The organism is Pseudomonas sp., from assembly GCF_035554175.1.
In the GTDB taxonomy this organism is placed as follows: Bacteria; Pseudomonadota; Gammaproteobacteria; order Pseudomonadales; family Pseudomonadaceae; genus Aquipseudomonas.
In genome coordinates this window covers 1-11,134 of the sequence record NZ_DATMIV010000040.1, presented here as the reverse complement: position 1 = coordinate 11,134, position 11,134 = coordinate 1, and the positions used below count along the sequence as shown (strand labels likewise).

13 protein-coding genes are annotated in these 11,134 nt (G+C 60.2%); 10 read left to right on the top strand and 3 right to left on the bottom strand.

The annotated features are described in order from the left end of the window. The first annotated feature begins 88 nt into the window (after positions 1-88). From cobU to VNV36_RS18040, 8 genes are all read left to right on the top strand, one after another. On the top strand, positions 89-610 hold the full coding sequence (cobU, locus tag VNV36_RS18075) for a bifunctional adenosylcobinamide kinase/adenosylcobinamide-phosphate guanylyltransferase (protein WP_325719059.1): 522 nt from the start codon (positions 89-91) through the stop codon (positions 608-610). After that, positions 607-1,662: a nicotinate-nucleotide--dimethylbenzimidazole phosphoribosyltransferase gene (gene cobT, locus VNV36_RS18070; RefSeq protein ID WP_325719057.1), complete on the top strand. Its 1,056-nt coding sequence runs from the start codon at positions 607-609 to the stop codon at positions 1,660-1,662. Before cobU ends, cobT begins: the two co-directional genes overlap by 4 nt. Continuing rightward, complete coding sequence (gene cobC, locus VNV36_RS18065; protein WP_325719055.1) at positions 1,659-2,234, top strand: alpha-ribazole phosphatase family protein; 576 nt, start codon at positions 1,659-1,661, stop codon at positions 2,232-2,234. Before cobT ends, cobC begins: the two co-directional genes overlap by 4 nt. Position 2,235: 1 nt before the next feature. Further along, positions 2,236-2,967, top strand: coding sequence for an adenosylcobinamide-GDP ribazoletransferase (locus VNV36_RS18060; RefSeq protein ID WP_325719052.1), 732 nt, complete (start codon positions 2,236-2,238; stop codon positions 2,965-2,967). Positions 2,968-3,141: 174 nt separating this feature from the next. Then, positions 3,142-3,546 carry a MarR family winged helix-turn-helix transcriptional regulator gene (locus tag VNV36_RS18055; protein WP_325719050.1) on the top strand — a complete coding sequence of 135 codons (405 nt, stop codon included), beginning with the start codon at positions 3,142-3,144 and terminating at the stop codon, positions 3,544-3,546. Positions 3,547-3,598: 52 nt separating this feature from the next. Next, positions 3,599-4,807 carry an MFS transporter gene (locus VNV36_RS18050; protein WP_325719048.1) on the top strand — a complete coding sequence of 403 codons (1,209 nt, stop codon included), beginning with the start codon at positions 3,599-3,601 and terminating at the stop codon, positions 4,805-4,807. Continuing rightward, positions 4,804-4,926, top strand: a complete 123-nt coding sequence (locus tag VNV36_RS18045; RefSeq protein WP_325719047.1) for a hypothetical protein — start codon at positions 4,804-4,806, stop codon at positions 4,924-4,926. Before VNV36_RS18050 ends, VNV36_RS18045 begins: the two co-directional genes overlap by 4 nt. A gap of 54 nt (positions 4,927-4,980) precedes the next feature. Further along, a complete protein-coding gene (locus VNV36_RS18040; RefSeq protein WP_325719045.1) occupies positions 4,981-5,541 on the top strand; it encodes a glutathione peroxidase in 561 nt (186 codons plus the stop codon). A gap of 208 nt (positions 5,542-5,749) precedes the next feature. Here VNV36_RS18040 and VNV36_RS18035 read toward each other — a convergent pair whose 3' ends face one another. The 3 genes from VNV36_RS18035 to VNV36_RS18025 form a co-directional block, all read right to left on the bottom strand. Further along, positions 5,750-7,021 (bottom strand): OmpP1/FadL family transporter, encoded by a 1,272-nt coding sequence (locus VNV36_RS18035; protein ID WP_325719043.1) that lies wholly within the window; start codon positions 7,019-7,021, stop codon positions 5,750-5,752. A 146-nt stretch (positions 7,022-7,167) separates the two neighbouring features. Next, a complete protein-coding gene (locus tag VNV36_RS18030) occupies positions 7,168-7,650 on the bottom strand; it encodes a hypothetical protein (RefSeq protein WP_325719041.1) in 483 nt (160 codons plus the stop codon). A 270-nt stretch (positions 7,651-7,920) separates the two neighbouring features. Beyond that, complete coding sequence (locus tag VNV36_RS18025) at positions 7,921-8,145, bottom strand: hypothetical protein (protein ID WP_016773719.1); 225 nt, start codon at positions 8,143-8,145, stop codon at positions 7,921-7,923. A 909-nt stretch (positions 8,146-9,054) separates the two neighbouring features. On the opposite strand from VNV36_RS18025, the gene VNV36_RS18020 reads away from it, so the two are divergent. After that, complete coding sequence (locus VNV36_RS18020) at positions 9,055-9,378, top strand: SEL1-like repeat protein (RefSeq protein WP_325719039.1); 324 nt, start codon at positions 9,055-9,057, stop codon at positions 9,376-9,378. A gap of 175 nt (positions 9,379-9,553) precedes the next feature. Then, on the top strand, positions 9,554-10,918 hold the full coding sequence (locus VNV36_RS18015) for a DNA recombination protein RmuC (RefSeq protein WP_325719135.1): 1,365 nt from the start codon (positions 9,554-9,556) through the stop codon (positions 10,916-10,918). Positions 10,919-11,134: the final 216 nt, after the last annotated feature.

The window sequence follows — 11,134 nt, the reverse complement described above, 5'->3', positions numbered from 1 at the left end:
CGCTCCCACAGGGGAATGCGGTTACTTGTGGGAGCGAGCCTGCTCGCGAAGGGGCCGGTTGTCTCACCACACATTTTGGGATGAACCCATGCTCCAACTGATCCTCGGCGGCGCCCGCTCCGGCAAAAGTCGTCTGGCTGAAAAACTCGCCAGCGAAAGCAATCTCGCGGTGACCTATATCGCCACCAGCCAAGCGCTTGACGGCGAGATGAGCGAGCGCGTCGCCCATCACCGCGCACGCCGCCCAGCCGCATGGGCGTTGATCGAAGAGCCGCTGCAACTGGCGCGGGTATTGCGCGAATCGGCCCGCGCCGAGCATTGCCTGCTGGTTGATTGCCTGACCCTGTGGCTGACCAACCTGCTGATGCTCGACGATGCCGAACGCCTCGCCGTCGAACGCGAAGCGCTGCTCGACTGCCTGGAGTCATTGCCGGGCGAGATCATTTTTGTCAGCAACGAAACCGGAATGGGCGTCGTGCCGCTGGGAGAATTGACTCGTCGCTACGTCGATGAAGCCGGTTGGCTGCATCAAGCTTTGGCCGAGCGCTGTCAGCGTGTTGTCCTGACCGTCGCCGGCCTGCCCCTGACTTTGAAAGGATCTGCGTTATGAACCCGACCTGGTGGCTGAACCCGTGCAAAACCGTGCATGCCGAGATCAAAGCGCAAGCGACTGAGCGGCAGCAGCAATTGACCAAACCGGCCGGCTCGCTGGGGCGCCTTGAGTCGGTGGCGGTGCAACTGGCCGGTTTGCAAGGCCAAGTCAAACCGACGCTCACGCAGATATGGATTGCGATTTTCGCAGGCGACCACGGTGTGGTGGCGGAGGGCGTTTCGGCCTATCCGCAGGAAGTCACCGGGCAGATGCTGCTCAATTTCGTCAGCGGCGGCGCGGCGATCAGCGTGCTGGCGCGTCAGCTCGGCGCGCAACTGGAAGTGGTCGATCTGGGCACGGTGAACCCGGCGCTTAGCCTGCCCGGCGTGCGCCACTTGAACCTCGGCGCCGGCACGGCGAATTTCGTCGAGGGCCCTGCGATGACGCCGGTCCAGGGCGAACTGGCCCTGCAGGCTGGCCGCGACAGCGTGTTGCGGGCGAAAGCCGCCGGCACGCAGTTGTTCATTGGCGGTGAAATGGGCATCGGCAACACCACGGCGGCCAGTGCGCTGGCCTGCGCGTTGCTCGATTGTCCGGTGGCGCACCTGACCGGCCCGGGCACAGGGCTGAATGCCGCCGGCGTCAGCCACAAAGCGCAAGTGATCGAGCGCGCACTGGTGCTGCATGCCGCTCAGCGCGGTGACGTCTTGCAGACGCTGTTCAACCTCGGTGGTTTTGAGATTGCCGCGTTGGTCGGCGCTTACCTGGCGTGTGCGCAGGAGGGCGTCGCGGTGCTGGTCGACGGTTTCATCTGCTCGGTCGCGGCGCTGATTGCGGTGCGTTTGAATCCGGCCTGTCGCGAGTGGCTATTGTTCGGCCATCGCGGTGCCGAGCCGGGCCATCGTCACGTGCTGGAAACCCTGGGCGCCGAGCCGTTGCTGGACCTCGACCTGCGCCTGGGCGAGGGCAGTGGCGCTGCGCTGGCGCTGCCGTTGTTGCGCCTGGCCTGCGACCTGCACGGGCAGATGGCGACCTTCGCCGAAGCAGCCGTGGCGGATCGCCCGGCATGACGTTGCGTGTGGATCTGCTGCGCCACGGCGAGACGGAGCTGGGCGGCGGTTTGCGTGGCAGCCTCGACGATGCGCTCACCGAAAATGGCTGGACGCAGATGCGCGCGGCGGTAGCCCAAGGCGGGCCGTGGGATCGCATTGTCAGCTCGCCGTTGCAACGTTGCGCGCGGTTCGCCGCTGAGCTCGGTGAGCAACTGCAGCTGTCGGTGCATCTGGACAAGGACGTGCAGGAGCTGCACTTCGGCGCGTGGGAAGGGCAGAGCGCGGCGGACTTGATGGAGACGGATGCCGAGGCGCTGGGGCTGTTCTGGGCTGACCCTTATGTGTTCACCCCACCGCAAGGCGAGCCGGTCAGCGCGTTTGCCGCGCGAGTGCTGGCGGCGGTCGCACGGCTGCACGCGGCCTATACCGGTGAACGGATTCTGCTGGTCAGCCACGGCGGCGTAATGCGCTTGTTGCTGGCGCAGGCACGGGGGCTTCCACGCGAACAATTGCTCACTGTCGAGGTCGGCCACGGCGCGATGTTTGCGCTGAGCGTTAAAGCCGACGGCACGCTGAAGGAAGGCCATTGATATGTTGCCGCTGTGGATCGCCTTGCAGTTTCTCAGCAGTCTGCCGATTCGCCTGCCGGGCATGCCCGAGCCGCAACAGCTCGGCCGCTCGTTGCTGTTTTATCCGCTGGTGGGACTGCTGTTCGGGCTGCTTCTTTGGGCATTGAATCTGCTGTTGGCCGGCGCGCCGTTGTTGCTGCATGCGGCGCTGTTGCTCAGCGTGTGGGTGTTGCTCAGCGGCGCGCTGCATCTTGATGGCCTGGCCGACAGCGCCGATGCCTGGCTCGGCGGATTCGGCGATCGCGAGCGCACGCTGACGATCATGAAAGATCCGCGCAGCGGGCCGATCGCGGTGGTCACGCTGGTGCTGGTGCTGTTGCTGAAATTTGCCGCGTTGCTGGCGTTGATTGAACAAGGCAAGGCAGTCGCGCTGATCATCGTGCCGGCGCTCGGGCGGGCGGCATTGCTGGGGTTGTTTCTGACCACGCCGTATGTGCGTGCAGGTGGATTGGGCCAGGCGCTGGCTGATCATCTGCCGCGTAAGGCGGGGTGGTGGGTACTGGGGTTGAGTGCGCTGGGCTGCCTGTTGATCGCTGGGTACTGTGCGGTCGTGGCACTGCTGATTTCGCTGGGGGTGTTTGTCTGGTTGCGGCGGGTGATGATGCGGCGGTTGGGCGGCACTACCGGGGATACGGCGGGGGCGATGCTGGAATTGCTGGAGATGGGGGTGTTGGTTGGCCTCGCTTTGGTCTGAAGGATTTGCGTTGATAATGCCGACCCCTTCGCGAGCAGGCTCGCTCCCACAGGGGAATGCAATCCTATTGTGGGAGCGAGCCTGCTCGCGAAGGCGCTCTCAAAGACATCATTAATGTTATGGAAAACGCCTCTGTAACTTGATTTAACACATTAGCGGGTATATACACGCATCATGCTTCCTTCTCAGTGTTTGTGCACCAACCTGCGTCGCGCCGCGCGTGGCGTCAGCAGGCATTACGACGGCGCTCTCGACGGCTTCGGGATCAACGTTGCCCAGTATTCTCTGCTGTGCAATCTGCAGCGGCTGGAGCAACCGAGCATTTCCGAACTGGCCGAAGCCATGGGTCTGGATCGCAGTACCCTCGGGCGCAATCTGCGCGTGCTGGAAGGTGAAGGGCTGGTGGCGATGGCCGAAGGCGAGGACATGCGCAATCGCATCGTCCGGCTCACCGAAACCGGTGTGCAGCGCCTGGCAGCGGCGTTGCCGGCGTGGGAAGCGGCGCAACAGCGGTTGATCGAACGTCTCGGTGCCGAGAAGCGCGAAACCTTGCTCAAATTGCTCGACGAACTGGCCTGATGGCGGTTTATTCGAGTTCAAGCGGGTATATACCCGCGACTGGAGAATAACAATGACATCGATGTGGCGTACGTGCGGTTGGGTGTTGCTGGGGAGTGCGCTGATCCTGGCTTTGTCATTGGGTGTACGCCACGGGTTCGGTCTGTTCCTGTCGCCGATGAGCGCGCAATTCGGCTGGGGCCGCGAAGTGTTTGCCTTCGCCATCGCCCTGCAAAACCTGATCTGGGGTCTGGCGCAACCGTTCACCGGTGCACTCGCTGACCGTTTCGGTGCGGCGAAAGTGGTGCTGGTTGGCGGTGTTCTTTACGCGCTGGGCCTGGTGTTCATGGGCTTGTCGGACTCGGCAGTGACGTTGTCGCTGAGTGCCGGCCTGTTGATCGGTATCGGTCTGTCCGGCACTTCGTTCTCGGTGATTCTCGGCGTGGTCGGCCGCGCCGTGCCGGCGGACAAGCGCAGCATGGGCATGGGCATTGCCAGCGCCGCCGGTTCATTCGGTCAGTTCGCCATGTTGCCAGGCACCCTCGGCCTGATCGGCTGGCTCGGCTGGTCTGCTGCGCTGTTGGTGCTAGGCTTGCTGGTGGCGATGATCGTACCGTTGGTGAGCATGCTCAAGGACAAGCCGTTACCGACTTTCGGTCATGAACAAACGTTGTCCGAAGCCCTGCGCGAGGCTTGTTCGCATTCCGGTTTCTGGTTGCTGGCATTCGGTTTCTTCGTTTGCGGCTTTCAGGTGGTGTTCATTGGCGTGCACCTGCCAGCGTATCTGGTCGATCAGCATCTGCCGGCGACGGTCGGCACCACGGTGCTGGCGTTGATCGGGCTGTTCAATATTTTCGGTACTTACACTGCCGGCTGGCTCGGCGGGCGCATGTCCAAACCGCGCCTGCTGACGGCGCTGTATCTGCTGCGCGCGGTAGTGATCGTGCTGTTCCTGTGGCTGCCGGTGACCACCACGTCGGCGTATCTGTTCGGCATGGCGATGGGCTTTTTGTGGCTGTCGACGGTGCCGTTGACCAACGGTACGGTGGCGACCTTGTTCGGCGTGCGCAATTTGTCCATGCTCGGTGGCATCGTCTTTCTGTTCCATCAGCTCGGCTCGTTCCTCGGCGGCTGGCTGGGCGGGGTGGTGTATGACCGAACCGGGAGTTACGACTTGATCTGGCAAGTGGCGATTCTCTTGAGCCTGTTGGCGGCAGCGTTGAACTGGCCGGTGCGCGAGCGTCCGGTGGCCCGCCTGCAAGCCGGTGCGAGCGCGGTATGAGCCGACACTGGACGCGACTGGCCATCAGCGCGCTGGCAGTCGCGCTGCTGGCGCTGGTGTGGTGGGGCTGGCAGCGCGGCGGTCTGGCATTGATGCAGTTGGGCATGAGCATTTGCTAGATGACAGCGGCGCGAGTAACGTCGAAGCCTGATGACTGCCCAAGGAAGTTCGACATGTTGATGCGCTGGTGTGCTGTTCCCGCGTTGCTGATGGCGTTGACTGGCCTGGCTCAGGCCGCCGACTGCCCGGACCTGTTGCAAGGCTCGCTGCCGAAGCTGCGTGCCAAGGAATCCATCGATCTGTGCAAGCAGTACGCCGACAAGCCGCTGGTGGTGGTCAATACCGCCAGCTTCTGTGGTTTCGCGCCGCAGTTCGAAGGTCTTGAGGCGCTTAATAAACGCTACAAGGCGCAGGGCCTGGAAATGCTCGGTGTGCCTTCCAATGACTTCAAGCAAGAATCCAGGGACAGCGCCGAAACCGCCAAGGTTTGCTACGCCAATTACGGCGTAACGTTCAACATGACCGAGCCGCAGAAGGTTCGCGGCGACGACGCCACGCATCTGTTCAAAGTGCTGGCCGCACAGAGCAATGCGCCGAAGTGGAATTTCTATAAGTACGTGGTCGATCGGCAGGGCAAAGTCGTGGCGAGTTTTTCCAGTTTGACCAAACCGGATGATCCCGAGTTTATCGCCGCGATCGAAAAAGCCATTGCCTCCAAACCACTGACTCACTGACTCATGCTTTTCCCTGTGGGAGCGAGCCTGCTCGCGAAGCGGTGTGTCCGCCAGCACATCAACATCTGACATACCGCCTTCGCGAGCAGGCTCGCTCCCACAATGGAAATTTGTCGTTTCAGTGAAAAGACGCAGACATGAAAAAGCCCCGCCTCTGCAAAGAGAGCGGGGCTTTTTGTGGGCGAGGGGTTAGCCTCGCCACCGAGCATCAGAAGCGGTAAGTCGCGCCAACACCGAAACCGTTTGCCGAGTTTTCATACTTGGCATCGTAGCTCTGGCCACGATTGTTTTCGTTGCGGATCTTGACCGACTCTTCTTTCAGGTAAGAGTAAGCGACATCGATGGTCAGATCGTCGGTCGGGCTCCAGCCGGCACCGATACTGAAGATGGTGCGGTCGCCTGTCGGGATGCGTGGCGAGCGGTCTTCGTTATTGGTCGGCGACTGGTCGAAGGTCAGGCCGGTGCGCAGCACCCATTCCTTGTTCAACTGATACGAGGTACCCACGGCATAAGCCCAGGAGTCATGCCAGTTCTGGTCTTCGTTGATCGAGCCGAACTGGCCGGCCAGCAGCGGCTGCACACCGGAGTTCTTGACGGTGATCTTGTCCAGCTGGCTCCAGCGGGTCCAGGTGGTACCGGCGTAGACGTTCCAGCGATCGTTGATCGCCTGGGTGACCGAGAAGTCGACCGACTCAGGCGTGGTGATCTTCAGCGAGGCGTCGTACTTCTGGTTGGCGCCCAGGCCTACGAGTGCCAGCGCGCCGTAGTTGACCTTGGTGTTGCCTTCGAGCTTGTAGTCGACCTTGGAGTGGTAGGTCAGGCCCAGGCGGGTGGTGTCAGTTGCTTGTACCAGCAAACCGATGTTGTAACCCAGCGCGGTGTCGTCACCTTTGATCTTGACCTTGCCGTCCGGCAGCGCCTGGGTAATCGACAGGTTGGATTCCAGCGAGCCGTCGATGCGGTTGATGGTCGGGCCGAAACCGATCGACACCTTGTCGTTGAAGGCGTAGCTGACAGTTGGCTGGAAAGTGATGACTTGCACTTCGGACTTGCTGCCGAAGTAACGGCCGGCGAAGCCATTTTCGTAATCCGTGATCAGACCGAACGGCACATACACGCCGAGACCGAATGCCCAGTGATCATCAATCGGTTTTACATAGAAGCCCATAGGTACAGCGGTGAAGGGCACCATGTCGCCTTTGTTGCTGCCGCCGTTGGGGCTGGAGCTGGCGTTGCTGATATCGGTGTGTGCATCGACAACGGCTACGCCGCCGGTGACTTGTTCGCGCTTGATGCGCGCCATGCCGGCCGGGTTGCCATAAACAGTGCTTGCGTCGTCGGCAGAAGAAGATCGCCCGGCAAAACCAGTCCCCATCCCACTGATGCTTTGTTCGTTGAGGGCAAAACCTGCCGCGAAAATTTGCGAGGAGGCAAGAGTAACGGCGAGGCTAAGGGTGGTTTTGAGCATGACTTTTTTCATTATTAGAACTCCTGGTGATCACCGGGGCGAAAATTACCAACATTTTCGTCCCAGCGCTATAGTCCGTATGCCTTGAGTTAGAGCGGTTTTGTAGGACAATCCGACCAAAATGGCGACCTGTTACTGCAACTTGTGCAATCGCCCGGTCAGCAAGCGACCTGGTTCAGCGGTGAAACACAGGTTTGCCAGGCATAGGTGAAGTCGCGCAGACGGCCTTGGGGCTGGAAGGTCTGACGCCAGATGCGCGCCATACCGAGCAGGTCGGTCGGAGCGGGGAGGGTGGGGTTGCGTTCTTCTACCAGCAGCCAGGCAATGGCAGTGGCATAGCGCAGGTTGACGGTCAGTTCCAGGTGTGGGGCGCCGAGAAAAGCGTGCTGGCTGGCGAGGCCGCGCACCAGGCTGGCGCGTTCCGGATCAAGCGCCAGGTAATCGTCCCATAGTGCCTGATGGCGTTGCTCGGCAATTCGATACAGGCCGTGGCCACGGCGGTCATGCAGGGCAGACCCGAGGGCGGATTGGCTGGCGGCGATACCCAGCAGCAGGGATTCGGCGGTTGCGCAGTGGCGCCCCAGGTAAATCAATGTGGGACGGATCACGTAGCGGCACAGTTCGCTGGCAGCGATACCCATAACACCCTCGGTTCTTGTTATTGAGGGCGAGTCCTGAAGGGCTTTGGCAGCAGTGGTTCGACTCAGGCTCGCCGCAAGCGACTCATGCCGCTTGAGTTGAAGTGTAGTGTCATATTCAGCGTGTAAAGGCCTGTTTTTAAAATATTTACCGCTGGGGCTCGCAAGCTTTAGATCGGAACATGCTTAGAAGAGCGGCGCTAAAAGTGAAATGTCAGGCAAGAAAAAGCCCCGCTTTTCAGCAGGGCTTTGCTTTTGCAGCCTGTTCGGCTTTCAGGCAACCAGTGCCTGACGGGTACGCTCGATCACGGCCTGCAGCGGTTCGGCGCTGGAGTATTGATCGGGGTACAAACGCTCGCTGTGGCGAGCGATTCCGTGTTCATTGACCACGGTGAAGCTGAAGCAGCCTTTGCGAGCGGCCATGATCAGGCAGTTCATTGGAGCAAAAGCGTTGGTGAGGGTGCGAATGGCATCCTGAGTCTGGATTTGAGTAGACATAGTTATTAGGTGTTCCTACAAATGACACGGATAAGAACCGTGCAACGTTAAAACGTTCCAGTAACGTTGATCACCATTGATCGAACGAAGAACCCGACTGGAACAAAGCAGCCAGTTTGAAGCGCTGATAAATGAGCGCGCTTGGGCTGGCAGGTAGGTACTTAGGAGGACAGGCATCACAGCGAGGGCAAAGGTTCTGGGCCCGGGGTGAAGATCCTGATCAATTTGCAGGTTGGTTCGGTCAGAGTAAGTGTTCTTCGCAACGCCCTTTGCTTTCATTCAAAGGCAGCGTTCGCGCAAGATTTACCTGGAAACCATCGAGGGGTCGTTCCGCTTTTCTCGGCAATGGCTTCCGTTTGGAAGGTTGACCGTGGGGAGATGTTCGACCGGAATTGACTTTCAGCTTGGTACTAACGCCGCGGATAGTAACGGATCCTTTCGGGCGAAGCAAACCTCTTGGCCGAAAAAGATCCAGAACAGGCTCGCACTTGACCATCCGTCGGCGTGCACACTTTTTCACAGCCTCTATTGACCTGGGACGCCTTCGCAAAACGACCCGAAAAAGCGCATGCATATAACCGTGACGCAGGTACTTGTGCACATTAGTTGCGCAGAGCGTAACGCAACTGTCACATCGTCCCTGACTCCGGTCGCTGCCTGTATCAAAAGTTTAAGTCAATGAAAAATATCGTCTTTTTTTGTTGGTGAAAAAATCGTCAGTTTGACTGCGAGCCCCATTCCATAAGGCTTTGCGAGGATCGCAGGGCGGTTGTCCACTGACTTATCCACAGCTTCTGTGGATTGTCCCTAGCGCTTGCTCTAGGACGGGCGTGCCGGGTTCTTTTCGACTTTACCTGTAAGAAAAAGAGAGTAAAGTGGCGCGCCTTCCGATCTGTCCCGCAGTGCTTTATGAAGTTTCGCTCAGTATCAGACTCTGTTACCTCAACCTCGACTCCTGTTACCACGCCCAAGCGCTTTTCCGTGCGTCTGGCCGAGTGGCTGCTCGATGAACCACGCCTGAGCGCCAGCCACAGCGCCAAACACCTCGCCGGCCGCCTGCTCAAACAACCGGCCCGTGAAGGTGTGGTCGCTGCGCAAAGCCGCCTCGGCCAATTGATCTGTCGTGAATGCGGCAACGCCCGCGACCGGCGCATCGGTCAGGAGCTGCTGCGTCAGGCCGCCCGCGCCGGCGACCGTCGCGCGCAGCGGGAACTCGGTCTGATCGAAGACTGAGCTGTCCAAGCCCTGACACCTTGGTTAACCTTCAGGCTTTATCCGATTGGCAGGAGTCGCTATGGCTATGGACTTGACCAGCATATTGCTTGGTCTCGCGGCAGCAGGGGTGCCGCTGCTGGCGCTGGCCTGGCAACTGCAGCGCCGCGCCAGCAACGCTCAGGCAGACCTGGCTTTGCTCGAAGAGCGCCTGGCCATGGCGCAAATGGCTCACGACGGGCTCAATGCTCAGCTTGAAGCCAGCCGCGATGAAATCGCTGATCTCGGCCAGGCCAATGCCGCCAAACAGGCCGACCTTGCCGCTTTGCGCCGTGAAGTCGAGCTGCTGCAGATCGAGCGCGATGACGCCCGCGACGCTTCCCATGCCTGGAACCTCGAACGCGCCAACAAGGACGCCGAACTGCGCCGCCTTGACGCCCACGCTGCTGCGCTGAGCGCCGAGTTGCGCGAGCAACAGGAAAGCCATCAACAACGTCTCAACGATCTGCAAGGCTCGCGTGATGAACTGCGTGCGCAGTTCGCTGAGCTGGCCGGCAAGATCTTCGATGAGCGCGAGCAGCGCTTCGCCGAGACCAGCCAGCAACGTCTTGGGCAGTTGCTCGATCCGTTGAAAGAGCGCATCCAGTCTTTCGAAAAGCGCGTGGAAGAAAGCTATCAGGCAGAAGCCCGGGAGCGTTTCTCGCTGGCCAAGGAACTGGAACGTCTGCAGGCGCTGAATTTGCGTCTGAGCGATGAAGCAACCAACTTGACCCGCGCGCTCAAGGGCCAGAAAACCCAGGGCAATTGGGGCGAGCTGATTCTCGAGCGCGTTCTGGAACACGCAGGTCTGGAGAAGGGCCGCGAGTACCAGACTCAGGTCAATCTCAAAGGCCCGGACGGCGAGCGTTTTCAGCCCGACGTGATCATTTACCTGCCCGGCGACAAACAGGTGGTGGTCGATTCCAAAGTCAGCCTCACGGCCTATCAACAATATGTTGCGGCCGATGACGATACCCACGGGCAGATCGCGATCAAACAGCACGTGCTGTCGCTGCGCAATCACGTCAAAGGCCTGGCCGGCAAGGATTACAAGCGCCTGGAAGGCCTGCACAGCCTTGATTTCGTCTTGCTCTTCGTACCGATCGAAGCGGCGTTTTCCGCTGCATTACAAGCTGAGCCGGCACTGTTTCAGGAAGCCTTCGACCGCAACATCGTGATTGTCAGTCCGACCACGCTGCTGGCCACGCTGCGGGTAATCGACAGCCTGTGGAAACAGGAACGGCAAAGCCAGAACGCCCGGGAAATCGCCGAGCGCGCCGGCTGGCTGTACGACAAGTTCGTGTTGTTTATCCAGGACCTGGACGAAGTTGGCAATCGCCTGCAGCAACTGGACAAGGCCTACAGCTCGGCGCGTAACAAGCTGACAGAAGGGCGCGGCAATCTGGTCAGTCGCAGCGAGCAATTGAAGTTGCTCGGTGCGCGGGCGAGCAAGAGCTTGCCGGCGGATTTGCTCGAGCGGGCGATGACGGATGTTGACGGGTTGGTTGAGTTGCCTGAGTAAAGGCTTTTTTTTGGCTGATTGGGGGCATATCCGTTGCTGCGGTCGTGGCGGCTGGCGGTTTCGCCCTTACGGCGAGTCACCTTTTTCAAACGCCAAAAAGGTAACCCAAAAGGCTTGCTCCTGCGTTCGGCCCTCGCAGGCTCGGGTTCCTTCGCTGCGGGATCGATCCGGGCGCAGCGGCTCCGGTTTGCTTCGCTGCACCTACACTCGCTGTGT